Consider the following 23489-nt stretch of genomic DNA (forward strand, 5'->3'; position numbering starts at 1 on the left):
CGCGATGCCCGCGACGGACCGGCAGGTGCCCGCGACGGACCGGCAGAGGCCCGCGACCGACCGGCGACCCGCCGTACCGACCTTCGGGGTCGAGGAGGAGTTCCTGCTGGTCGACCGCCGCACCCGGCTTCCGGCCGAACGCGCCCCCGAGGTGATCGCCGAGGCGGCGACGGTGCTGGGCGACCAGGTCCAGGCGGAGTTCTTCCCCGTGCAGGTCGAGGTGTGCACCCGCCCCGCCGGGCGGCTCGACGACCTGCGCGCCGGCCTCGTCCGGCTGCGCGCCGTCGTCGCCGCGGCCGCGGACGGCGCCGACTGCCTGCTGGTGGCCTCCGGCACCCCCGTCCTGTCCGCACCCGGGCCCGACCGCATCACCGACAGCGACCGCTACCGGACCATCGCGGCCCACTACGCCGGCGTGCTCGACGACTACGACGGCGCGATCTGCGGCTGCCACGTGCACATCGGCGTGGCCGGCCGGGGGCAGGCCCTGGCCCTCGGCAACCAGCTGCGGCCCTGGCTCCCGGTCCTCCAGTCGCTCACCGTCAACTCCCCCTTCACGGCGGGCCGGGACAGCGGCTTCGCCAGCTGGCGCACCGTCCAGTGGGCCCGCTGGCCGACCGTCGGCCCCGCCCCCGTCCTGGACGAGGAGCAGTACGAGGCGCTGGCGGACGCCCTGGTGGCGTGCGGCGTCCTGCTCGACCGCCGGATGGTCTACTGGTACGCCCGCCCCTCCGAGCACGTCCCCACGCTGGAGGTGCGGATCGCCGACGTCAACGCCGACCTGACGACCGTCCTGCTGCTCGCCGCCCTGCTGCGCGGCCTCGCCGCCGTCCTGCTCCGCAAGATCGAGGACGGGTGTCCGGCGCCCGCCTTCCCCGCCGGGCTCCTCGGCGCCGCCCACTGGCAGGCCGCCCGCACCGGGCTGGCCGGCGACGGCGTCGACCCGGGCACCCGGCGGCGCACCCCGATGACCGTCCTCGTCCAGCGGCTCCTGGAACGCGCCGCCCCCGGCCTGGACGCGGCCGGCGACCTGGCCTTCGTGGAGGACGCCCTCGGCGGCCTGCGCCGGCTCGGCACCGGCGCCGCGCGCCAGCGGCGCGCCCTCCACCACCACCGCCGGCTGACGGCCGTCGTCGACGAACTCGCCGACCTCACCGCCGCCGTGCCCTGAGCAGGACCCGCCGGCGCGGTTCGTCCGCCCCTCGAAATCCGTCGCCGCCCGCACGGGACCACCGGTAGCGTGCGCCCGGCACGGCCACGAGACCCCCGGGGGACGACACGATGCTCGACGCCACACCGCTCGCCGGCACCCACGTGCGGCTGGAGCCGCTCGACCACCGCCACCACGACGGCCTGTGCGCGGCGATCCGCGACGGCGAGCTGTGGAACCTCGCGGTGACGCTGGTGCCGCACCCGGACGACGTCCGGTCGTTCATCGAGGACGCGCACACCGCCCGGGTGGCCGGGACCCAGCTCGCGTACGCCACCGTCGACGCGCGGACCGGGCGGGTCGCCGGATCGACCCGGTTCCTGGCGGTCAACCTGCCCTACCGCCGACTGGAGATCGGTTTCACCTTCCTCGGCAGGTCCTGGCAGCGCACGGCCGTCAACACCGAGGCGAAGCTCCTGATGCTCACCCACGCCTTCGAGACGCTGGGCATGAACCGGGTGGAGTTCCTGACCGACCTGCGCAACGCGACGTCCCGGGCCGCCATCGCCCGGCTGGGCGCGACCCAGGAGGGCGTCCTGCGCCAGCACATGGTGATGCGCGACGGCCACGTCCGCGACTCGGTGCTGTTCAGCGTCGTCCGCCCGGACTGGCCGGCGGTCAGGGAGGCGCTCACCGAACGCCTCGCCCGCGCCACCCCCGACCGCTGAAACCCGACCACTGAAACCCTGACCGCTGACCCCCGCCCGCACGGCCCCGGGCCACCGACCCGCCGTCCCGGGGCCGTGCGCCGGCCTGCGACCATGTCCCCTTCCGCACCGAGCAGGGGGACCGCATGGAGCTACGGCAGCTGCGCTGCTTCGTCGCCGTGGCCGAGGAGCTGCACTTCGGCCGGGCCGCCGAGCGGCTGCTGCTCGGCCAGCCCGCCGTGAGCCAACAGGTCCGGCGGCTGGAACGGGAGTTGAAGGTCGAGCTGTTCGACCGTTCACCCCGGTACGTGCGGCTCACCCCGGCCGGCGAGCGCTTCCTGCCCGCGGCGCGGGACGTCCTCGCCGCGGAGGGCGCCGCCCGCGCGCTCGCCGCCGACCTGGCCGCGCCCGCCGTGCTGCGGCTCGGCACCGTCACCGGGCTCGGCGAGCGGCTCGACCGGATCCTGGACGCCTACCAGCTCCGTGCCCCCCGGGTGCGCGTCGAACTCCACGCCGCCCCGGTCCGCGACCGGTTGGCAAGACTGGCGGACGGCCGGCTCGACGCCGCCTTCGTCCGCGGCGCCGTCCCCGACGACAGCCCGGACCTGCGCTTCCTGCCCGGCTGGCAGGACGAACTGGTGATCGCGCTGCCCGCCCGGCACCCCCTCGCCGGGCAAGCCGAGGTCGATCTCGCCGAACTCGCCGACCTGCCGCTGCGGATGACCGAACGCCGCAACCACCCGGCGCTGGTGGACCTGGTGACGGAGGCCTGTGCGCGGGCCGGCTTCCGCCCGGTGCCCGGCCCCGCCCACACCACCTTTCAGGACACCCTGGCCGCCATCGGCACGGGTGCCCCGATGTGGACGGTGGTGTACGCGGCCAACGCCCGGATGACCAACGCCCGCCGGGTCGTCTTCCGCCCCTGCCGCACCCCGCTGTCCCTGCCCACCTCGGTCGCCGTCCGGCGTTCCGCCCCGCTCCCCCGGCTGCTCCTGGAGGCCTGCCGAACGCTCCCGGGCTGCGACGATCACGATTCGTGATCGCTGCCGGAGCGATTCGGGTCTGGGTGCGGGCGGCGGAATCGGATGGACTGTCTCCCGGCCGGAGAGACCGGCCGGGAGTCCGGTGAGGAGCCGAGGATGCCGATCGTCACCATTCAGCAGGGCCCGCGCGACGTGGAGCAGAAGCGCGAGCTGGTCGAGAAGATCACCGAGGCCTTCGTGGAGGCGCTGGAGGTCCCCGCGGAGAGCGTGTTCGTGTGGATCCAGGAGTACCCGGCACAGAACTGGGGCGTGGCCGGCAAGCTCACCGCCGACCGGTAGCCGGGCGGCGCCCGGTCGGGGCCGCGACCCCGACCGGGCGGCCCGGCCGGGGAGCCCGCCGACTCCGGCCGGAGCGCCCGCCTACCCGTCGGAGCGCGGGTGGAAGGGCACAGCGACGTCCGCCACGTGCTCGCCCGGCTCGGCGGTGCCCCAGTTCGGGTAGTACACCTCCCGGTCGGCGGCGCTGCGGACGTGCCGGTGCTCGGCGAGCCAGGCGCCGACGGCGTCGTGGGCGGCGGCCATCGCCCGGTAGCCGTCCTGCCGCTTCGTCAGGGCGGTGTACGCCTCGCGGTGCGCGGGCTCGATCCGCACCCCGATCGGTCCGGACGGTTCGACCGTGTTCCGCGTGGGGGCGCAGACCTCGACCAGGCCGTCGGAGTCCTCGCTCACCAGGCCGTGGTAGACGGCGAAGACGGGGCCGGACAGGCACGCCCCGGTCTCCCGCAGCCGCGTGAAGAGCCGCTCGCTCGCCTCGGCGAGGAAGCCGGGCAGGTCGGCGGCGGTGACGTGGCGCCGGGTGAACAGCACCTTCTGTTCGGGCACGTCGCGCTCGGCGATCTCGTACATGGTCGGGTTCCCTCCGGTCAGTACCGCCCGGGCGTAGCCCACCGCCTCCCGGCGGGCCGTGTGCACGGACTCCTGCTCCCGCCAGTAGGCGTCGAGCAGCCGCGCCGCCTCCTCGCCGTCCGCGTCGAGCACCGCCGCGATCCGTGCCAACGGCACGTCGGCGGCGCGCAGCAGCGCGATGCGGCGGGCCCGTTCGACCTGGGCGGGGCCGTAGTGGCGGAACCCGGTCCGCGGGTCGACCCGGGCGGGCGGCAGGAGTCCGCGGTCCCCGTACAGCCGTAGGGCCTTGGGGCTGAGCCTGGTCCTGGCCGCGAGCTCCCCGATGGTGATCAAGTCCTCTTGCACGCCGTCACTGTGTCGTCTGCCCCTGGGGAAGGGGCAAGCCCCACCGCCCGGGCGGACGGCGCCCCTCCTCGACGCCTCGCGCAGCGCTTGAGAGCGCGCCCGGACACCCCGGGCGCGCCGGACACCCCGGCGCGGCGCACCGAGCGTCTAGGCGGCCGGCGGCCACCCGACCGGCTCCGGCCGGAGGGCGCGCAGGGCACCGAGGGTGGCGGCGATCGCGGGCTCGTGCCCCGTGCCGGGGCGGACGGCGGCCTCGATCGTGCGGGCGAGCGCCGTGTCGGTCACCCGGAGCGCGGTGAGTGCGGGCGGCAGGTGCGAGGCGGCCAGGAGGGGGATCAGGGCGGCGTGGCCCGCACTCCCGGCGAGGGCGATCATGGCCGTGAAGTCGGTGCAGACGTGCCGCACCCGGGGGGTGAAGCCCGCCGACCGGCAGGCCTGGAGCACCGCGTCCCCGCAGGCGGTCTGCGCCGGGGCGGTGATCCATGTCGTGTCGGCGAGCTCCCGCAGGTCGAGGGGGGCCCGGTCCGGCCGGACGGCCGGATGGTGGCGGGGCAGGACGGCGACCAGGGGGTCGGTGAGCAGCGTCCGGTATTCCACGCCCTCGGACGGCGGCGTGGCCAGGTTGTCGTACCGGTAGACGAGGGCGACGTCGGCGCGGCGCTGCAGCAGCAGTCGCACGGCGGCCTCGGGTTCGGCCTCGGTGATGTGGAGCCGGACGTCCGGGTGGGTGTCCTCCAGGGCCGTGGCCAGCGGCGCGGCCACCGGCGCGAGGGCGCTGGGGAAACAGGCGAGGTGCAGGGGGCCCGCGGGTGAACCGGCGGCCGTGTGCAGGCGGCTGCGGGCGCGTTCGAGGGCGGCGAGCACGTGCTCGGTGTCGCCGTTCAGGCGGCGGCCCGCGGCGGTGAGGTGGACGGAGCGGCCGGTGCGCTCCAGCAGGCGGGTGCGGGTCTCCTCCTCCAGCAGCCGCAGCTGCTGGGAGACGGCGGAGGGGGTGACGCCGTGGAGATCGGCCACGGCGGTCACCGTGCCGTGCACCTCCAGGTCGCGGAGCAGGACGAGGCGACGAACATCGAGCATCAGTCCATCTTAACGAACGACTGTAGGAGATGTAGCTGGACGCCGTGCACCCTGTCCGGCGACCCTGGCTGCTGCCGGTTCCACCCCCATCAAACAGTGCCAGGAGTGCCTCGTGCGTGCCACCGTCATCCACGGCCCCAACGACATCCGGATCGAGCAGGTGCCGGACGCGGTCGTGCAACGGCCGACCGACGCCGTGGTGCGGGTCGTCAGCGCCTGCATCTGCGGCAGCGACCTGTGGGCCTACCGGGGCGTCGCGGCCCGGGTCCCCGGCCAGCGGATCGGCCACGAGTTCCTCGGCATCGTCGAGGAGGTCGGCGCCGAGGTGACCGGCTTCGCGCGCGGCGACTTCGTGGTCGCCCCCTTCGTCTGGTCCGACGGCACCTGCGACCACTGCCGCGAGGGGCTGCACACCTCCTGCCCGCAGGGCGGCTTCTGGGGCGAGGTCGGTTCCGACGGCGGCCAGGGCGAAGCCGTCCGCGTCCCGTTCGCCGACGGCACCCTGGTCGGACTGCCGAAGGAGGCGGCCGGCGAGGAGAAGCTGCTGCCCGCCCTCCTCGCCCTCTCCGACGTGATGAGCACCGGCCACCACGCCGCCGTCACCGCCGGCGTCCGGCCGGGCAGCACCGTCGCGGTGGTCGGCGACGGCGCGGTCGGCCTCTGCGGGGTGCTCGCCGCGCAGCGCCTCGGCGCCGACCGGATCATCGCACTGGGCCGCCACGAGGCGCGCACGGCGATCGCCCGCACCTTCGGCGCGACCGACGTGGTGGCCGAGCGCGGCGCGGACGCGGTCGAGGCGGTCAAGGCACTCACCGGCGGTCAGGGCGCACACGCCGTGCTGGAGGCCGTCGGCACCGAGGAGTCGATGCGCACGGCGATCTCCATCGCCCGGGACGGCGGCGCGGTCGGCTACGTCGGCGTGCCGCACGGCGGCCCCGCCGGCGTCGACATCGCCCAGATGTTCGACCGGAACGTCTCGCTGCGCGGCGGCGTGGCCCCCGCCCGCGCCTACATCCCGGAGCTGCTGCCCGACGTGCTGTCCGGCGCGATCGATCCCGGCCTGGTCTTCGACCGCACCGTCGGCCTCGACGGCGTGCCGGAGGGCTACCGCGCGATGGACGAGCGCACCGCGCTGAAGGTGCGCATCGCCTTCTGACACGGCGTCCGTCCCGGACGACACCCGAGGCCGCTCGCCCTCCCGAGGAGGGCGAGCGGCCTCACGCCTTCCCGGGCAGCCTCACTCCCGAGCGGCCTCACGCCCGGCTGCGCACCTCACGCCTTTCCGGGCAGCCGCAACTCCCGTTCGAGGGCGGACAGGGCGAAGGTGTGCGCGGAGTCCCGCTGCCAGCGCGGGCGCCCGAACATCACGTCGCCGGAGAGCCCGTTGAGCATGGCCACCGTCCTGATGACGAACTCGGACGGGTCCACGTCGGCGAACTGCCCGAGGGCCCGCCCCTCCAGGACGATGGCCTCCAGCTGCTCCTCCCAGGCCTCGGACAGCGCGGTGAGGAGCTGCCGGCCGGCGTCGTCGTGGCACTGCGCCAGGACCTGCGTCCACAGGGCGTAGCGCTCGTCGCCCTGGTGACGGGGCAGGTAGTAGCGGACGAACAGCGCCAGCTTCTCGGCCGGGGACGCGGCCCGCTCCGCGGCCTGCTGGAACTGCGCCACGAGGTCCGCCTCGCTCCAGGCCAGGACCTCCAGCAGCAGGCGGTCCTTCTTGCCGAAGTGGTACAGGATGTGGCCGGTGCTCATCCCGGCCCGCGCGGCGATGTCCGTCATCCGCACGGCCGCGGGGCCCTTCTCGGCGATGGCGCTGATGGCGGCCCGCATCGCCCGTCCCCGCGCCTCGTCACCGCTGGGCTGCCGCTTCCGGTCGACCGACGCCAGCGCGGGCTGGGGCGCGGCGCCCGGCTCCGTGCCCGTGGCGGGCCTGGTCGCGCCCTCCGTCGGAAGGGGGCGCTGCGGCGGTGCGGGCTCGGTCTCTGGCGTCGACATGGCCTCACCTCGGTGCTGGGGATCTAGATTCTTAGTCTAGACTGAAAATCTAGCCAGTGCGACCGGACGCGCGACGGCCCCGCATGCGCGGCCGGCCGGAGCGGCGTCCCCCGGTCCGCCCGTACGACCCGAACCCTCCAGGAGGCACCCGAATGACGCGCCGATTCGACGTTGTGGAGACCTGTATCGCCGCTCTGCACGCGGCGCTGGAGAAGGGCGAGACCACCGCGGTCGAGCTCCTCGACGCCTACCTCGCCAGGATCGACGCGTACGACCGGCCCGGCACCGCGACCGCGCTCAACGCGATGGTCGTGATGAACCCCGAGGCCCGCGCCGAGGCCGAGGCCTCCGACGCCCGCCGCGCGCGCGGCGAGACACTCGGCCCGCTGGACGGCATCCCCTACACCGCGAAGGACAGCTACCTCGCGAAGGGCCTGACGGCCGCGGCCGGTTCGCCCGCCTTCGAGCACCTCGTCGCCCAGCGCGACGCCTTCGCCATCGAGCGGCTGCGCGCCGGCGGAGCCGTCCTGATCGGCCTGACCAACATGCCCCCGATGGCGAACGGCGGCATGCAGCGCGGCGTGTACGGCCGCGCGGAGAGCCCCTACAGCGCCGACTGGCTCACCAGCGCCTACGGCTCCGGCTCGTCCAACGGCTCGGGCACCGCGACCGCGGCGTCCTTCGGCGCCTTCGGCCTCGGCGAGGAGACCTGGTCCTCGGGCCGCGCGCCCGCCTCGTACAACGCGCTGTGCGCCTACACGCCCAGCCGCGGCGTGATCTCGGTGCGCGGCAACTGGCCGCTGGTGCCGACCATGGACGTCGTCGTCCCGCACACCCGCACCATGGCCGACCTGTTCGAGCTGCTCGACGTCATCGTGGCCGACGACCAGGACACCCGCGGCGACCTGTGGCGCGCCCAGCCGTGGGTGCAGCTGCCCGCCCCGTCGCAGGTCCGCCCCGCCTCGTACCCGGCGCTCGCCCCCGCGGACGCGCAGGCGGCCCGCGCCGCGCTCGCCGGCAAGCGCGTCGGCGTCCCCCGGATGTACATCAACGCCGACCCGGAGGCCGGCACCAACCCCGAGGGCGGCATCGGCGGCCAGACCGGCCAGCGCATCGACACCCGCCCCTCGGTGATCGACCGGTGGGAGGCCGCGCGCCGCGACCTGGAGGCGGCCGGCGCCGAGGTCGTCGAGGTCGACTTCCCCGTCGTGTCGAACTACGAGTCCGACCGCCCCGGCGCCCCCTCGATCTCCACCCGCGGCCTGGTCGGCGCCGACTTCCTCAAGGTCGAGATCGAGGACCTCTCCGCCTGGGCGTGGGACGACTTCCTGCGGGCCAACGGCGACCCGGCGCTCGCCACCCTGACCGAGGTCGACGGCGACCGGATCTGGCCCAAGCAGCAGGGCGAACTCCCGGACCGCTACGACGGCTTCGACGACACCATCGTCGAGTACCCGCGCTTCGTGCGCGAGCGCCCGTACGCCTCGTTCACCGACATGCCGCACCTCGAGGAGGGGCTGCGGGGCCTCGAGGAGACCCGCCGGGTCGACCTGGAGCTGTGGATGGACGACCTGCGCCTGGACGCCGTGGTGTTCCCCGCGGTCGCCGACGTGGGCCCCGCCGACATGGACGTGTCCGAGGCCTCCGCCGACCTCGGCTGGCGCAACGGCGTCTGGGTCGCCAACGGCAACCTGGTGCCCCGTCACCTCGGCATCCCGACCGTGACCGTGCCCATGGGCACCATGCCGGACACCGGCATGCCCGTCGGGCTCACCTTCGCCGGGCGCGCCTACGACGACAACGCCCTGCTCACCCTCGCCGCGGCCTTCGAGGCGACGGGCGACCGCCGGACGGAGCCGACCCGCACCCCGCGGCTGGCCGCCGAGTAGGGCGCAGTGACCTGCCGGCCCGGGAAGGCCGGCAGACGCCCCCGTTCCGGGGTCACCGCGGCGGCGGTGACCCCGGAACGGGGATCCGGGGAGTGGCGCGCGAACGCGCCCGAATCCGCAGCGAGAAAGGCATCCGCTGGAGTGGACACCCGTTCGATGCTGCGGCCTGACCACCATGCCGGACGCCGCGATCACAGCCGGCGTTCTGCCGCGAACCTTCTCATCAAGCGGGTAGAACCTGGCGGGCAGGGACCTCGAATATCAGTTCGAGACCGTCCTCCTCATCCCACTGCTCTCCGACCTCAACGAAACCGAAGCCTGCGATCGTGGCCAAGGAGGCCATGTTGTCGGGGCTGATCGTCGCCCGTACGGTCGTGACCGCAGGTTCGGCCGCTGCCCGGCGAAGCAACTCGACCAGCGTGGATCGGGCGTATCCCTGCCGGCGGAACTCCGGAGCAACGGAGTAGCCGATCTCGACCATGCCGACCTCGTCGGGCGGTCCGTGGAACCCGGCATGCCCAACGACGAGACCCTTGTCGCCGACGACTGCTTGGCGCACCATCCACCGCGCATGGCTGGGATCGTCGGCCATCTGACCAAGCCGGAACTGCCACAGCCACCGGGCCCCGTCGGTCAGAAAGTACTCTGTCAGTGAGACCCCGGCCGTCCTACTGGCTGCTGACAGGTCTCCGTCGAGCAAGGCGGACATCGCCCCGCCGGACAGCTCGACAAAACGGACGCGTTTCGGGCTCCAGGTGAACGGTCTCTTGTGATCGGCTTCGTCTGTCACCTGCAGATGCTCGCCGACCACCCCGAAGAGCGCCATCGATTTTCGAAGTGGCCCGCGACATCGGCCCCACCCCGGTGAACGTTCCCGGCCATAGCACTAGCCAGGGGAACCACGGATCCGCGTGCGGCCGGGCAGAAGCCCTGATCCACGGTGCGGCGCACCCAGGAACGGCGCAGCCTGGAGGCCCTCCCCGGAGGCTGCCAGGTTGAGTCGTCATGAGCAGCGATCAGTTCCCCCCGCACGCCGACCCGTACGCCGACCCGTACGCCGGCCCGTCGGTCGGCCCGTCGGTCGGCGCCGACGGCGCGCGTGCCGTCCACCGCCCCACCGACACCGCCCGCCGCCCCCTCCTGGAGCGGCTCCGCCGGACCGCCGCCGACCCGGGGCGCCGCATCCTCTTCACCGGCGCCACCGTCCTCACCATGGACCCGGCGCTGGGCACCCTCGACGTCGGCGACCTGCTGGTGTCGGGCAGCACCATCAGCGCCGTCGGCACCGACCTCCGGGCCCGCGGGGCCGCGACGGACGCGATCGTGGTCGACGCCACCGGGACGATCCTCGCGCCCGGCTTCGTGGACACCCACCGCCACGCCTGGCAGGCCCAGTTGCGCCGGACCATGCCCGACGTGAACGACCTCGCCGGGTACGTCTCCACCACGCTCGCCGAGTTCGCCCCGGTCTACCGGCCCCACGACATGTACGTCGGCACCAGGCTGGCCGCGCTGGCCGCCGTCGACGCGGGCATCACCACGATGCTGGACTTCTCGCACAACTCGCGCAGCGCCGCCCACTCCGACGCCGCCGTCCGGGCCCTGGTCGACAGCGGCATCCGGGGCGTGCACGCCGCGATGGGCCCGCACTTCGGCGCCTGGGACGGGCAGTGGCCCGCCGATCTGGCCCGCCTGCACGCGCAGTACACCGGCAGCCGGACGACCGTCCGCCTCGCCGCCCTCGCCACCGACCGGATCGCGGGCCCCGGCCTGGCCTACGGGCCGGAACTCGCCCGCCGGGCGGCCGACCTGGGCATCGGCGTGAGCGTGGACGCGGTCTTCGGGCCCGAGTCCTCGGAGGCGGTCCTCCGCTGGGAACGCCAGGGGCTGCTCGGGGAACACCTGACGCTGATCCACGCCACCGGGCTGAGCCCCGACGCGTGGCGCGCCATCGGGGCCAGCGGCACCACGGTGTCCCTCGCGCCCACCTCGGACGCCCAGATCGGGCTGGAGAACGCCGTACCCGCCGTCGACGAGGCGCTGGCGGTCGGGGTCCGGCCGGGCCTGAGCATCGACGTCGAAGTCGCCCTGGCCGGCGACATGTTCACCCAGATGCGCGCCCTGCACACCGTCCAGCGCATGCGCGCCGTCAACGGCGCCTACGGCACCGACCGCGAGCCGCACCGCATCGACACCCACGACGTCCTGGACTTCGCCACCCGGCAGGGCGCCCGGACCTGCGGCCTGGCCGACGTCACCGGCACGCTCACGCCCGGCAAGCAGGCGGACCTGCTGATGATCACCACCGACGAGATCAACAACCTCCCGCTGAACGACGCCACCGGCACCGTCGTCCTGGGCTGCGACGCCCGGAACATCGACACCGTCCTCGTCGGCGGGCAGGTCCGCAAGTGGGCGGGCCGCGTCCTCGACGTCGACCTGCCGCTGCTGCGCGCCGAGGCCGCCGCCTCGCGCGACCGCATCCTCGACGCGGCCGGGCGCACGGCGACGCGCCACCCCCGCACCGGTTGACGGGATCGGGACCGCCGCGACCGCCCCGTCTGCGGCGGTCGCGGCGGGCGCGGCAGGTCCCGGCCGAGGCCTCCCCAGGCCTCGGTCAGCCCCCTCAGGGCACGGCCAGGTATCCCTGGACGGTCCTGGCCAGGAGCGGGGCGACGTGCTCAACGGGCGCGGAGGCGAGCGGTTCCACCTGGATCACATAGCGCGCCATCGCCAGTCCGACGATCTGCGACAGCACCAGCTCCACCCGCAACTCCGGGTTCTCCAGGTCGAGTTCACCGGCCAGTCGGCCCACCAGCTCGGTGACCATGAAGCCCCGCACCAGCGCCGCGACCTCCTCGCTGGCGGCCGCCGTGCGCAGCAGTGCCAGCAGCCGGTCCCGCACGGCCGGCTGTTCCCAGAGCCCCAGGACGAAGGCGGCCACCCGCTCGCCGACGCGGTCCCGCTCCCCCGCGAGCACCTGCTCCACGACGACCCGCGGGTCCACCGGGAAGTCCAGCGCCGCCAGGAACAGGCGGTCCTTGGTACCGAAGTAGTGGTGCAGCAGCGCCGCGTCCACCCCGGCCGCCCGGGCGATCGCCCGCATGCTCGCCTTCTGGTACCCACGCGCCCCGAACTCCGCCCGCGCGGCCGCCAGCACCGCGCCCCGGGTGTCCTCGCCGCCCGGGCGCCGGCCGACCCGCTTCCGCTCTTTCCCCTCGCCACTCACCGGGCCATTGTCCCCGGAGCGGGCGCGCGGCACTTGACCGGCACCCTCCCCCGGCGCAAAACTCATCACATGATGAATTCCTCGGCGGGGCCGGACGCCCCCGCCATCCGGATCACCGGCCTGACCGTCGAACGAGGCGGCCGGACCGTCCTCCACTCCCTCGACCTCGACCTCGCCCGCGGCACCATCACCGGCCTGCTCGGCCCGAGCGGCTGCGGCAAGACGACCCTGCTGCGCTCCGTCGTCGGCGTGCAGCGCACCGCCGCCGGCCGGGTCGAGGTGCTCGGCCTGGAGGCCGGGAGCCCCGCCCTGCGCCACCGCGTCGGGTACGTCACCCAGGCCCCCTCCGTCTACGGCGACCTCACCGTCGCCGAGAACCTCGCCTACTTCGCCGCCGTCCTCGGCGCACCTGCCACCGACCCCGCCCGGGTGATCGCCCTGGTCGGCCTGACCGGCCACGAGCAGCACGTCACCGACCGCCTCTCCGGTGGGCAGCGCGCCCGCGTCTCGCTCGCCGCCGCCCTCCTCGGCGCCCCCGAGCTGCTGATCCTCGACGAACCCACCGTCGGCCTCGACCCGGTGCTCCGCGCGGACCTCTGGCAGCTCTTCCGCCGCCTCGCCGACGCCGGAACCACCATGCTGGTGTCCAGCCACGTCATGGACGAGGCCACCCGCTGCGACCGCCTGCTCCTGATGCGCGAGGGCCGTCTGCTCGCCCACGACACCCCGGACGAACTGCTCCGCGCCACCGGCGCACCCGACATCGACAGCGCGTTCCTGGAGCTCGTGGAGGCCGCCCGATGAGCACCCGACACCCCCTGCCCCCGGCGGCACCCGCCCTGCGGCGCACCCTCGCCACCGCCCGCCGCGTCCTCACCCAGCTGCGCCACGACCCGCGCACCGTCGCGCTGCTCCTGGTCGTCCCCTGCCTGCTGCTCGTCCTGCTCAAGTACATGTTCGACGCCCAGCCGGCCACCTTCGACCGGATCGGCCCCGCCCTGCTCGGCGTCTTCCCGCTGCTCGTGATGTTCCTGGTCACCTCCGTCGCCATGCTCCGCGAGCGGACCACGGGCACCCTGGAACGGCTGCTCACCATGCCGCTGGGCAGGCTCGACCTCCTGCTCGGGTACGCCGTGGCCTTCGGCCTCGTCGCCCTGCTCCAGGCGACGCTCGCCACCGCACTCGCCCTCGGCCCGCTCGGCCTGCACATCGCCGGCCCCACCTGGCTGGTCTTCGCCGTCGCCGTCGCCGACGGTCTGCTCGGCATGGCCCTGGGCCTGCTGGTGTCGGCGTTCGCCTCGACGGAGTTCCAGGCCGTCCAGTTCCTGCCCGCGGTCCTCCTCCCCCAGCTGCTCCTGTGTGGGCTCTTCGTCCCGCGCGACGGCATGGCCACCGCCCTGCGCTGGATCTCCGACGTCCTGCCGCTCTCCTACGCCGTCGACGCGATGACCCGCCTCACCACCACCGCCACCGCCGACCCCGCCGTCGCCCGCGACCTCGCCGTCGTCACCGGCTCCGCCCTCCTCGCCCTCGCCCTCGGCGCCGCCACCCTCCGCCGCCGCACCCCCTAGCGCAGCGCGGGCCCACCCGGCCCCGAAGGCTCTGGGCGGGTGGGCCGAGGTCCGCCGTCGCGGGCGAACCAGCCGGCGGAGGCGTCGAGTTCACCCACTGGAAGGGGCGCGCGCCCGGGGTGGCCGGGGGGTGTCGGTTCCGGTGGGTACCGGGCGCGCGCCTGCTCGGGGGAGGTGGGTCAGACGGTGAGGAGGGCGGGGCTGGCGGCCTTGTCGGTGGGCAGGAAGTCGTCGGGGACGGGGTACTGGCCGAGGACGTAGTTGAGGATCGCCGCGTGCATGGCCTCGACGGGGGCGATGCTGGCCGCGGTGGCGATCCCGGCGGGGCTGGTGACGTTGTAGGTCGCGAAGAGGTAGGTCTGGGCGGCCTGGTTCTCCAGCTGGAGGGCCAGCTTGGCGACGTCGCCGACGGAGGCGGCCTTGCCGAGCGCGGCGAGGGTGTCGGGCTGGTTGGACAGCGGGACGCCGGTGATGGCGGGCAGTCCGGCACCGGTGAGGACGGCGTTCCAGGCCTTCGCGTGGTCGGCGTGCTGGGACTGCGCGGTGGTGATGAAGTTCGCCACCGCCGGGGGGACGGTCCCGAGCTTGCCGGCCTTGGCCGCGTCCAGCGCCGCCTGGTAGGCGACGACGGCCTGGTTCTCCAGCGCGGTGGCCAGCGCCACCACCTTCAGGTCCCCCGTGTACTGCCCGGACGCCGAGGGCGAGCTGGGCGTCGGGGAGGCGGGGCTGGTGGGTGCCGGGCTGGTGACGCTCTTACTGCTGGAGCAGGCCGCCAGGACGAGGGCGGCGGCGGCCCCGCCCGCGCCGACGAGGAAGCGGCGCCGCCCCGCGTCGGCCTGCCCCGCGGCGCGGAGCTCCTCCGTCAGGTCGGCACCGGTCGCGTGCATCAGCGGGAGGGTTGCGCGGTGGGCCTCGTCCATGTCCCGCGTCAGGCGGGCGAGTTCGGCCTCGCCGATGGCGGGCTGCCAGGTGCGGTCGGCGGTCACTGGACGGCCCCTTCGGTGATCGGGGAGGCGTTGTCGGTCTTGTAGAACGCGTCGGGGAAGCCGACGCTCCCGGCGGCGGCGGGCAGCTTCGCCGGGTCGACGGGGATGGTGATCAGGTCGGCGGCGTTGCCCGCCAGCAGCGCCTGGACGGCCAGCAGCACGGCCCGGTGCTGGGCCTCGACCGGGGCGACGGAGGCGAAGAGCTTGCGCAGGTCGGCGTTGCTCACCTGGCCGACGTTCTTGGTGTACGTCTGGGCGGCGACGTCCTCCAGCGTGATGGCGAGCTTCACCACGTCGGCCGGGGTCTTGATGGTGGGCAGCGCCTGGTCGACGACGGCCTTGTACTTCGGGTCGGGGTTGTTCTGGGCCTGGCCGCCGGCGGCGGTCGCGGCGGCGTTGAAGGCCTTGGCGTGAGCCTGGTGCTGCTCGGTGGTCTTGGCGATGAACGCCGCGACCGTCTTGTTGCCGTCCTTGATGAACGGCAGTCCGGCGGCGGTCTGGTAGACGCTCACGGCCAGGTTCTCGATCGACGCGGCGGTCTGCAGCGCCATGATGTCGTCCGCCGACGCCGTCGCGGACGGGGAGGCCGCCACCGCCCGCGCCACGCCGGCCAGCCCCGCGGCCCCGGCCAGGCCGGCGAGCGCGCTCCCGCGCTGCCACCACCGGCGTGCGGGCTGCGCGCCCTGTTCGAAGTCGGTCAGCGACCCGCGGGTGATCCGCATCGCGTCGCTGTTCAAGTCCTGTGACTGCTCGGTGAGTTCTTCCAGCAGCCGGGTGTCGATGTGCTCGCTGGCCATCAGGTCCCGTCTCGGCTCGTCCGCCCGGCCGGTTGCCGGGCACTTCCGTCCGACCTTCGGCGCCCTCCCCTCACCGGCTTGGTCACCGGACCCGAACGGCCCGTCATTTCACCCGTGCGGGTGAGATCGGATGGGGGCTTGACGGCCGGCTCCCCCCGCACGCACCGCCCGGGCCCCGGAGGCCTCCCAGGGGCCGACCGGCGCAGGACGGGTTCAGAGCTGGGACGGGCTCAGGCCAGGACGAGCGATCGCAACAGGTCGACCTCCTCGAAGCCGCGGTCCTGCAGGATCCGGCACCGTCGTGAGGCCCCGGGAGCGAGGAGGTCGACGGTGGCGACGACTCCGCCTGCCGCACCCGGGTCCAGCGGCTCCGGTGGCGGCGCGTCACCCGGGCCGGCCGGGCGGTGGAACAGGAGCCACTGGCCCAGCGTGCGGAAGCCTGCGCGGTGGAACGCGTCGTACGTCACCGGCCGGTCGTGCAGCGGGATCCCGGGGATGTGCGGTGACCACGGCGTTTCCTCGGCGAAGGCGGTGACCGGCGCCAAGCCGGTGCTGCGTTCGAGAGCGGCACGGACGAGTGCCGCCGCGGTCGACGGGTGTTCACGACAGTGCAGCCGGGCGACGCCCCCGCCGGAGAGCCGACACCGCCGACGCGATGGAGCGCTGCGGCCCCGAGCAGGTCAGACGCCGTCGTCGAGGGCGGCGGCGATCTTGGCGGCCATGGCCGCCATGGCGGGGCTCCGGCCGTCGCGGGTCTGCAGCGCGGCCTCGACGGCGATCCGCATGACGGCACGGAAGTTCTCGGCCTCCGCGGGGTCGACGTCCCGGAGCAGCGCGACGGAGGCCGCGAGGGCGGGGAAGACCTGGTCGGCCAGGTCTGCGGTGGACTTCCCGCCGAGCTTCATGCCCTTGGGCTTCTCGGCGAGGACGCGGCCGACCAGCCCGGTGGCGGCGGACAGCGCCTTGCCGCCGGCGATGCCCGCCCGGGCGGAGGAGAACGCCCCGGGGTCGGCGGCGGCCATCAGGGCGACCACGCCGTGGGCCGCCGTCTGCAGCGTCAGCTTCTCGCCGCGGCCGAGGGCCGTCTCGGCCACGGGTGCGGCCCGCCCCGGGCTCGCGGCGGTCATCCGGGTGGTCGCCTCGCGCTGGAGGGCGGCGGCCGAGCCGAGGAAGTCCACGATGGCGGCCAGTTCAGTGTCGTCGTAGCGCGCGCACAGCCCGTCGAGGGCGACCGTCCAGTCCGCGAAGTGGGGGGCCAGGGCCTCGGTCGGGCCCTCGGCGGCCTCGATGAGGACGCTCCGGCCGTCGGAGGGGTTCGGCACCCGGCGGGCGAAGCCCTTGCGCTGGAGCCGGTCGACGAGTCCGGTGACGGAGGCGGGGGCCAGCCCGGACTGTTCGCCGAGCTGGCGCGCGGTCAACGGGCCGAGGCGCTGGAGCAGGTCGATGGCCTTCTCCTCGGTGGCGCTCAGCCCGTGCAGCTGCGCGAGGGCGGTGTGGAACATCACCGCGGCGGTGCTGAGTTCCCGGCCGGCCGTGTGCAGCCGGGCCATCAGCTCGCCGCGCGAGGGCCGGTCGGTGGAGGTCATGATCCCAGACTAGCAAACTGTTTCGGCGCGCCGAAGCAGTTGCTATGCTTCTTTCGTCCGAACGAAATACTTCGTGACGCCGGCCCCGGCATGCCCGCCGCCGGACCCTCCACCTCCACACGCCCGGACGCCCGCCTTCACACCGAGGCCCGTCCGCCCGCGCCGGTACCCACGTCCGTCCGGCGCCACCCGGACCGGCCACCGCCCGACCGCCGGCCAGTCGCGTCCAGTCACCGTTCACCGCAGGGATCGAGGAAGAACCGTGTCCGAACACCGCACCCCCCTACCCACTGACGCCCCGCCCGTGACCACCCCCGTGACCACCCCGCCCGGCCACCGCCGCCGCGCCCTGGCGATGCTCGTCCTGATCGTCGCCTCCTTCATGGACCTGCTGGACGCCACCATCGTCAACGTCGGCCTGCCCGCCATCCAGGAGGACGTCCACGCGACGCCCGGCCACCTCGAATGGGTCGTCGGCGGCTACACCCTCGCCTTCGCCGTGGTCCTGATCACCGGCGGGCGCCTGGGCGACATCCTGGGCCGCAGGAGGGTGTTCGTCACCGGCGTGGCCGGCTTCACCGCCTCCTCGCTGGCGGCCGGCCTCGCCACCAGCGGCGACACCCTCGTCGCGGCCCGCGTCGTCCAGGGCGCCTTCGCCGCACTCATGGTCCCCCAGGTCCTGGCCTCCGTGCAGGCCCTCTTCAAGCCCCGGGAGCGGGCCGCCCTCCTCGGCATCATCGGCGCCGTCTCCGGCATGGCGGCCGTCGCCGGCCCCCTCCTCGGCGGCTGGCTCGTCTCCGCCGACGCCTTCGGCATCGGGTGGCGCGGCATCTTCGTGATCAACGTCCCGATCGGCCTCGCCCTGCTGGTGGCCGCCCTCCTCTGGGTGCCCGACACCCGCTCCGCGCACCCGCTGCGGCTGGACGTCCCCGGGCTGCTGCTGGCCTCCTCGGGCCTCTTCCTGCTGGTCTTCCCGCTGGTCGAGGGCCGCGAGGCCGGCTGGCCCGGGTGGATCACGGCCATGCTCGCGGCGGCCCCGCTGGTGCTCGCCGTGTTCGTGGCCAACCAGCGGCGCCGCATGCGCCGCGACGGCTCGCCGCTCGCCCCGATGCACCTGTTCGCCGACCGCGGCTTCACCGCCGGCAGCATCGTCCAACTGTGCTTCTCCGGCGCCATGGCCGGCTTCTTCCTGGTCCTCGCCCTGTACCTGCAGCTCGGCCTGCACTTCTCCGCCATCGCCTCCGGGCTGACGCTGCTGCCCTTCACCGCGGGCGCCTTCCTCGGCTCCGGCGCCTCCGTGCCGCTGGCCCGGACGGTGGGCAAGCCGCTGGTGGTCGTCGGCGCGCTGATGCAGGCCGGCGGAATCCTCTGGGCACGCCAGGTGATCGACTCGCACGCCGCGGGCCTGTCGGGCTGGGACCTGCTGGGGCCGCTCGCGCTGGCCGGCCTGGGCCTCGGCTTCCTCGTCGTCCCGCTCGTGGACCTCGCGCTCGCCACCGTCGCCGTGCCCGACGCGGGCGCCGCCTCCGGCGTCTACAGCACCTTCCAGCAGTTCGGCGCCGCCCTCGGGGTCGCCGTCACCGGTGTGGTGTTCTTCGGCCGGACCCACGACGGCTTCGACCCCACCGCCCTACGGACCGCCCTGCTCGCGGGCGCCCTGGTCTGCACCGCCGGCTACCTGCTGGCCGCCCTCGCCGGCCTGTTCCTGCCCGCGAGCCGTCTGGCCCACCACGACGCCCCCGACGACGAGGACGGGGCAGCGGCCGACACCCTGCCCGCCGCTCACTGACCCCTCGCCCACAGCACGCAACAGCACCCACAGAAGGCAGACCACCATGGACAAGACCTCCGGCACCCTGACCGCCGACGACGAACTCACCCTGCAGACCGCCGCCCACGGCGTCGTCTGCCTGATGGCCGCCTCCGACCCCGGCGCGATCTCCTCCACCAGGGCCGGCATGGCGGCGGGCAAGGCCATCACCTCCGCGACCGGCCTGGTCGGACGCGTCCTGGCCGCGAAGCCCAAGGGCCTGAAGTTCGACGGCAGGTCGACCGCCGACATCGCCGACCAGGTCTTCGACGCCGTCCGCCGCTCCCTCGCCCTGCTGGACGCCAAGGCCCCCGACGAGACCGACAACTTCCGCGCCGTCCTCACCACCGCGATCGACGCCGCCCGGCAGGCCCGCCCCCGCCCCAACCCGGCCCAGGCCGCCATGGCCGCCAAGATCACCGCCCTCCTCGACGCCTCCTGAGGGCACCACCCACGGGATCCGCACGCCGCCCGCCCCACCGGCCCGGGCGCGCGGATCCCGGCGGCTCCGACGGCACCGGAGCCCCACCGGCGTAAGGGACGTAAGGGAGTTCGGCCAGGAGGTCGTGAGCCGCCACAGGTCCTGCGCACGGCCCACCAGGGCGGTGTCGTCCATCCGTCACGTCAACCGCCGGGACGGACGTTCCGTCAGGAGGTCGGCTTCGACGGGCCGGCGAGTCGACCGCGCACGACAGGGCCCCGCCGGGACAGCTGCCCGGCGGGGCCCGTCGTCACGCTCGCCCTCGGCCCGCTACGCGGACCGCGGCGCGGCACCGGTCAGGCGCGGCGCCGGCTGAGCCGTACGGCGGCCGCACCGGCCGCGAGGAACGCGGCGGAGAGGCCGAGCAGGACGGGGGTCCTCGACGAGGTGCCGGTCTCGGCCAGCTCGCCGTGGTGGTGCCCGGCGTGCTCCTCGTGCCCCGAGCCGTGGTGGCCGGGCGTCGACTCGTGGCCGCCGCCGTGGGGCTGCTTGTGGGGCGGGCGGCCCGAACCCTCCTCCTGCGCGACGAGCTTGATCTTGTTCAGGTTGAGCGCGTTCTGCTGGTTGGAGAGGTTGTTGTTCTGCTTGGCGGACTGGTGGTTGAGCGCCGTGTTCTGGGCGCTGTTCTGCGCGGAGTTGTTCGAGTTGCTGGTGGCGCTGTTGTTCGCGCTGTTGTTCGCGCTGTTGTTGGCACTGTTGTTGAGGTAGTTGGCCACGAAGTTCTGCACGATGACGTTCACGTCGACGTGCTGGTCCTGGCCCTGGTTCTGGCTGGAGTTCTGGCCCTGGTCCTGGCCTTGACCCTGGTTCTGGTTCTGGCCCTGCCCCTGGTTCTGGTTCTGCTGGCCACTCTGGCCCTGGCCCTGCTCCTGACCACCGTGGTCGCCGTGGTCCCCATGCTCGCCGTGGTCGCCATGGTCCCCGTGGTCCCCGTGCTCGCCATGGTCCCCGTGGTCCCCGTGCTCGCCATGGTCCCCGTGGTCCCCGTGCTCGCCATGGTCGCCATGGTCCCCGTGCTCGCTGTGGTCACCGTGGTCGCCATGGTCACCGTGGTCCCCGTGGTCGCCATGGTCCCCGTGGTCACCGTGCTCGCCGTGGTCACCGTGGTCCCCGTGTCCGGGCGGGACGTCCGGGAGGCAGTGGCACTCACCGGGGCCGGGGCCGCCGATGTGCCCGTGGCCCTCGTGGCCGGGGCCGGCGCAGTTCTCGCCCTCACCCGCCCCCTTCTCCGAGGAGAGCGTGGACGGCGCCTGCTCAGCGGTCCGCTCCCCCTCCTCGGCCTGCTGGCCGAATCCGGCGGCCCCGTCCGCCTGCATCCGCTCGGTCTCCGTCCCGTCGGCGGTCGCCGCCTCCGCCTCGTCGCCCCCGTCGGCCGTGCGGACGACCGGCTCCGCCCTCAGGTCGCTGCGGCCGGTGAAGCCCCAGGCGCCGCCCGCCGACGTGCCGCCCTCCTCGGCCATGCGCAGCAGGCTGGCGACCCATTCGCCCTGGGCCGCCGCCGGGCCCTGGTCGGCGACGGGCGAGGCGTAGGCGACGCCGCCCGTGCCCCACACGAGGGCGGCCGAGGTCAGCCCGGACAGGACCATGGCGGTGATTCGAGTACGCATAGTGCTCCCAGATGATCCGCAAAACGGATCTTCCGTCTACAGGGTCCCGCCACCCGCAGGGGACGAGCGTCGCGGCAAGGGTCACCGCGACGGCCCAACGAAGTACGGCTAACGGGCGCATACCGCCCGGTGGGCCCGAGCCGGCGCTCACGCACGTGCGGCGGGCCCGCGACCCGCCCCGGCCGTCACCCGGACCGACCACCCTCCGCCGCCGCGCGGAGCCGCCCCGCGGAGCCGGTGCGCGACCGGTCCGGAGCCCGCCACCAGCGGGCGCCCACCGCCTGACCGGGTGAATCCGGTCGGGGATCTCCTCGGCCTCGTCCTCGCAGCCCGGAGGCCATCCGTCACGGTGCGCGACCGCCGGGCGGCATGCGGGGCCGCTGAATCATGGTGACCATCCGTTCCATGAGCCTTTCGATCCCGACAGCCGTCCTCGCCGGCTGCACCACCGCGCTGCTCTTCCAGCCCGTGGCAACCGCCGTGGACGGTTCGAGCAGCCCCTCCGCCTCGGTGCGCACCTCCGCCGGCGGCGGCTCCGTCACCTCGCTGGCCCTCGGTTCCGGCGGTGCCGTCGCGCCCCGGGCCACGCGTCCGTTCCAACTCCTCGGCGTCGTCTGGGACGGCGCCCCCGACGCCCTCGCCCAGGGATCCGTGCGGGTCCGCACCCGTGACCACGCCACCGGCCGGTGGAGCGACTGGCAGCAGCTGGAGGCCGATGCCACCGACGCCCCCGACGACGCGTCCCGCGGCGCCACCGCCCCGCTGTGGACCGGCCGCAGCGACGGCGTCGCGGTGGACGTGCGCCCAGGCCCCGCCGGTCTCCCCCGCGGACTGCGGGTCGAACTCGTCGACCCCGGGCGGGGGGCGACCACCCGGGAGAGCACGACCCTGCCCGAGCGTCCGGCCGGATCCACCAGCACCGCTCCGCGCCCCGGCATCGTGACCCGCGCCGGCTGGGGGGCGGACGAGTCCATCCGCGAGTCCGGATTCGTCTACACCGGCACCGTGAAGGTGGCCTTCGTCCACCACACGGCGACCTCGACCGACTACGCCTGCAGCGACGCCCCCGGGATCATCCGGTCGATCTACGCCTACCACGTCCAGAGCAACGGCTGGCGCGACATCGGCTACAACTTCCTGGTCGACCGCTGCGGCACCATCTACGAGGGCCGCGCCGGCGGCGTCGACCAGCCCGTCCTGGGCGCCCACACCCTCGGCTTCAACACCAACTCCTCCGGCATCGCCGCCATCGGCACCTACGGCTCGACCACGCCGCCGCAGGCCCTGCAGGACGGCCTGGCGAAGATCTCGGCCTGGAAGCTCGGCCTCACCGGCCAGACGGCGGGCGACACGAACCAGCTCACCTCCGGCTCCGACGCCAGCCTCTACCCCAAGGGCACCGTCGTCGACTTCAACACCGTCTCCGGCCACCGCGACGGCTTCGCCACCGAGTGCCCCGGCAACGCGCTCTACGCCAAGCTCCCCGACATCCGCAGCACCGCGCTGCACCTCCAGGGCGGCTGAGCCCCACCGGGCGCGCACATGACGGCGGGCCCCCGACCGCCCGTCAACCGCCGCTGCCAGCCCCCGCCCGCACCCGGAGACCCGGTGCGGGCGGGGGGCGCGGCCCCGACACCGGTGAGCAGCCGATCGGCAGTGAGCTGAGGCATCACGGGTGACTCTGCTGCGCCGGCAGGGGCCGGTCCGGCCCGGAAGCCGGGCCGGTTCAGCCGGCCAGGCCCTGGAGGACCTCGGCTTCCGGGAGCCGGGCCAGGGCGGTGCCGGGCAGGATGAGCTTGCCGCGGCGCCGTCCGCTGCCGACGAGGACGTGCGGGGCGGCGACGACCGCCGCGTCGATCAGCAGGGGCCAGTCGGCGGGGAGGCCGACGGGGGTGATGCCGCCGTACTCCATGCCCGTGGCGTCGACGGCGGTGTCCATCGGCGCGAAGGACGCCTTGCGCGCCCCGAGGTGCTTGCGGACGGCCTGGTTGACGTCGAGGCGGGTGGTGGCGAGCACGAGGCAGGCGGCCAGGGTGACGTCACCGCCGCGCTTGGCGGCGACCACGACGCAGTTCGCGGACAGCTCCGGCGGCACGTCGTAGGCCGCGCAGAAGACCGCGGTGTCGGCCTTGTCCGGGTCCGTGTCGACGTACAGGACGGATCGGGCGGCCTCGGTGTCGGCCCACTTCTCCAGTGCGCGGGCCACGGGGGCGGCGAGCTCCTCGCCGACGTCCAGGGCCGGGCGGACGAGGGGGAAGGTCCCGAAGGGCGGGGTCACGTCGTCGTCGCTCACGGGGCGACTGTAGCGAACCGCCGCCGCCGGGGCGGGGGGGGGGGGGGGGCCGGGGGGGGGGGGCGGGCGCCCCCCCC

Annotated in this window: 23 protein-coding genes; 12 read left to right on the plus strand and 11 right to left on the minus strand. The window is 74.5% G+C overall.

All coding sequences use genetic code 11. From position 1 onward, the window contains the following. Positions 1–4: 4 nt before the first annotated feature. From AB0N04_RS21555 to dmpI, 4 genes are all read left to right on the plus strand, one after another. Entirely contained in the window at positions 5–1171 is a 1167-nt protein-coding gene (locus AB0N04_RS21555; protein WP_360216751.1) for a glutamate--cysteine ligase, read from the plus strand. 110 nt (positions 1172–1281) lie between these two features. Continuing rightward, positions 1282–1878 carry a GNAT family protein gene (locus AB0N04_RS21560; protein WP_360216748.1) on the plus strand — a complete coding sequence of 199 codons (597 nt, stop codon included), beginning with the start codon at positions 1282–1284 and terminating at the stop codon, positions 1876–1878. 125 nt (positions 1879–2003) lie between these two features. Further along, positions 2004–2897, plus strand: coding sequence for a LysR family transcriptional regulator (locus AB0N04_RS21565; protein ID WP_360216746.1), 894 nt, complete (start codon positions 2004–2006; stop codon positions 2895–2897). A 45-nt stretch (positions 2898–2942) separates the two neighbouring features. Beyond that, complete coding sequence (dmpI, locus tag AB0N04_RS21570) at positions 2943–3179, plus strand: 4-oxalocrotonate tautomerase DmpI (RefSeq protein ID WP_360216743.1); 237 nt, start codon at positions 2943–2945, stop codon at positions 3177–3179. Between the two features lie 81 nt (positions 3180–3260). Here the strand turns inward: dmpI and AB0N04_RS21575 are convergent, their stop codons facing one another. Next, on the minus strand, positions 3261–4091 hold the full coding sequence (locus AB0N04_RS21575) for a MerR family transcriptional regulator (protein WP_360216740.1): 831 nt from the start codon (positions 4089–4091) through the stop codon (positions 3261–3263). A 147-nt stretch (positions 4092–4238) separates the two neighbouring features. Further along, the gene (locus AB0N04_RS21580; RefSeq protein ID WP_360216737.1) at positions 4239–5168 is read right to left on the minus strand and encodes a LysR family transcriptional regulator; all 930 of its coding nucleotides are present in this window, start codon (positions 5166–5168) and stop codon (positions 4239–4241) included. A gap of 112 nt (positions 5169–5280) precedes the next feature. On the opposite strand from AB0N04_RS21580, the gene AB0N04_RS21585 reads away from it, so the two are divergent. Further along, entirely contained in the window at positions 5281–6324 is a 1044-nt protein-coding gene (locus AB0N04_RS21585; protein ID WP_360216734.1) for a zinc-dependent alcohol dehydrogenase family protein, read from the plus strand. Positions 6325–6440: 116 nt separating this feature from the next. Here the strand turns inward: AB0N04_RS21585 and AB0N04_RS21590 are convergent, their stop codons facing one another. Beyond that, positions 6441–7163 carry a TetR family transcriptional regulator gene (locus AB0N04_RS21590; protein ID WP_360216731.1) on the minus strand — a complete coding sequence of 241 codons (723 nt, stop codon included), beginning with the start codon at positions 7161–7163 and terminating at the stop codon, positions 6441–6443. A 152-nt stretch (positions 7164–7315) separates the two neighbouring features. Here AB0N04_RS21590 and AB0N04_RS21595 point away from each other — a divergent pair, with 152 nt between their 5' ends. After that, entirely contained in the window at positions 7316–9052 is a 1737-nt protein-coding gene (locus AB0N04_RS21595; protein WP_360216728.1) for an amidase, read from the plus strand. 223 nt (positions 9053–9275) lie between these two features. Here AB0N04_RS21595 and AB0N04_RS21600 read toward each other — a convergent pair whose 3' ends face one another. Further along, the gene (locus AB0N04_RS21600) at positions 9276–9878 is read right to left on the minus strand and encodes a GNAT family protein (protein ID WP_360216725.1); all 603 of its coding nucleotides are present in this window, start codon (positions 9876–9878) and stop codon (positions 9276–9278) included. 179 nt (positions 9879–10057) lie between these two features. Between AB0N04_RS21600 and AB0N04_RS21605 the strand changes: the two genes are divergently transcribed. Further along, positions 10058–11584 (plus strand): amidohydrolase family protein, encoded by a 1527-nt coding sequence (locus AB0N04_RS21605; protein WP_360216722.1) that lies wholly within the window; start codon positions 10058–10060, stop codon positions 11582–11584. Positions 11585–11678: 94 nt separating this feature from the next. Here AB0N04_RS21605 and AB0N04_RS21610 read toward each other — a convergent pair whose 3' ends face one another. Then, positions 11679–12281 carry a TetR family transcriptional regulator gene (locus tag AB0N04_RS21610; protein WP_360216719.1) on the minus strand — a complete coding sequence of 201 codons (603 nt, stop codon included), beginning with the start codon at positions 12279–12281 and terminating at the stop codon, positions 11679–11681. 69 nt (positions 12282–12350) lie between these two features. Here AB0N04_RS21610 and AB0N04_RS21615 point away from each other — a divergent pair, with 69 nt between their 5' ends. After that, positions 12351–13085 (plus strand): ABC transporter ATP-binding protein, encoded by a 735-nt coding sequence (locus AB0N04_RS21615; RefSeq protein ID WP_360216716.1) that lies wholly within the window; start codon positions 12351–12353, stop codon positions 13083–13085. Beyond that, positions 13082–13852 (plus strand): ABC transporter permease, encoded by a 771-nt coding sequence (locus tag AB0N04_RS21620; protein WP_360216713.1) that lies wholly within the window; start codon positions 13082–13084, stop codon positions 13850–13852. Before AB0N04_RS21615 ends, AB0N04_RS21620 begins: the two co-directional genes overlap by 4 nt. A 179-nt stretch (positions 13853–14031) precedes the next feature. On the opposite strand, the gene AB0N04_RS21625 is transcribed toward AB0N04_RS21620, so the two are convergent. The 4 genes from AB0N04_RS21625 to AB0N04_RS21640 all read right to left on the minus strand — a co-directional run bounded on the left by AB0N04_RS21625 (position 14032) and on the right by AB0N04_RS21640 (position 17221). Next, on the minus strand, positions 14032–14838 hold the full coding sequence (locus tag AB0N04_RS21625; RefSeq protein WP_360216710.1) for a ferritin-like domain-containing protein: 807 nt from the start codon (positions 14836–14838) through the stop codon (positions 14032–14034). Further along, positions 14835–15635 carry a ferritin-like domain-containing protein gene (locus AB0N04_RS21630; RefSeq protein WP_360216707.1) on the minus strand — a complete coding sequence of 267 codons (801 nt, stop codon included), beginning with the start codon at positions 15633–15635 and terminating at the stop codon, positions 14835–14837. Before AB0N04_RS21630 ends, AB0N04_RS21625 begins: the two co-directional genes overlap by 4 nt. Positions 15636–15865: 230 nt before the next feature. Then, complete coding sequence (locus AB0N04_RS21635) at positions 15866–16180, minus strand: hypothetical protein (RefSeq protein WP_360216704.1); 315 nt, start codon at positions 16178–16180, stop codon at positions 15866–15868. Between the two features lie 135 nt (positions 16181–16315). Continuing rightward, a complete protein-coding gene (locus tag AB0N04_RS21640; RefSeq protein ID WP_360216701.1) occupies positions 16316–17221 on the minus strand; it encodes a MarR family transcriptional regulator in 906 nt (301 codons plus the stop codon). A gap of 304 nt (positions 17222–17525) precedes the next feature. On the opposite strand from AB0N04_RS21640, the gene AB0N04_RS21645 reads away from it, so the two are divergent. Both AB0N04_RS21645 and AB0N04_RS21650 read left to right on the plus strand, forming a co-directional pair. Then, complete coding sequence (locus AB0N04_RS21645) at positions 17526–19010, plus strand: MFS transporter (protein WP_360216698.1); 1485 nt, start codon at positions 17526–17528, stop codon at positions 19008–19010. A gap of 46 nt (positions 19011–19056) precedes the next feature. Continuing rightward, positions 19057–19473, plus strand: a complete 417-nt coding sequence (locus AB0N04_RS21650; protein ID WP_360216695.1) for a hypothetical protein — start codon at positions 19057–19059, stop codon at positions 19471–19473. A 335-nt stretch (positions 19474–19808) separates the two neighbouring features. Here the strand turns inward: AB0N04_RS21650 and AB0N04_RS21655 are convergent, their stop codons facing one another. Beyond that, positions 19809–21119, minus strand: coding sequence for an LAETG motif-containing sortase-dependent surface protein (locus tag AB0N04_RS21655; RefSeq protein WP_360216692.1), 1311 nt, complete (start codon positions 21117–21119; stop codon positions 19809–19811). Between the two features lie 405 nt (positions 21120–21524). Between AB0N04_RS21655 and AB0N04_RS21660 the strand changes: the two genes are divergently transcribed. After that, positions 21525–22643 (plus strand): peptidoglycan recognition protein, encoded by a 1119-nt coding sequence (locus tag AB0N04_RS21660; protein WP_360216689.1) that lies wholly within the window; start codon positions 21525–21527, stop codon positions 22641–22643. Positions 22644–22845: 202 nt separating this feature from the next. Here the strand turns inward: AB0N04_RS21660 and AB0N04_RS21665 are convergent, their stop codons facing one another. Next, entirely contained in the window at positions 22846–23412 is a 567-nt protein-coding gene (locus AB0N04_RS21665) for a YbaK/EbsC family protein (RefSeq protein ID WP_363365055.1), read from the minus strand. Between the last annotated feature and the right edge of the window lie 77 nt (positions 23413–23489).

Origin of the sequence: Kitasatospora sp. NPDC051702 (genome assembly GCF_040681575.1) — a bacterium.
Lineage (GTDB): Bacteria > Actinomycetota > Actinomycetes > Streptomycetales > Streptomycetaceae > Kitasatospora.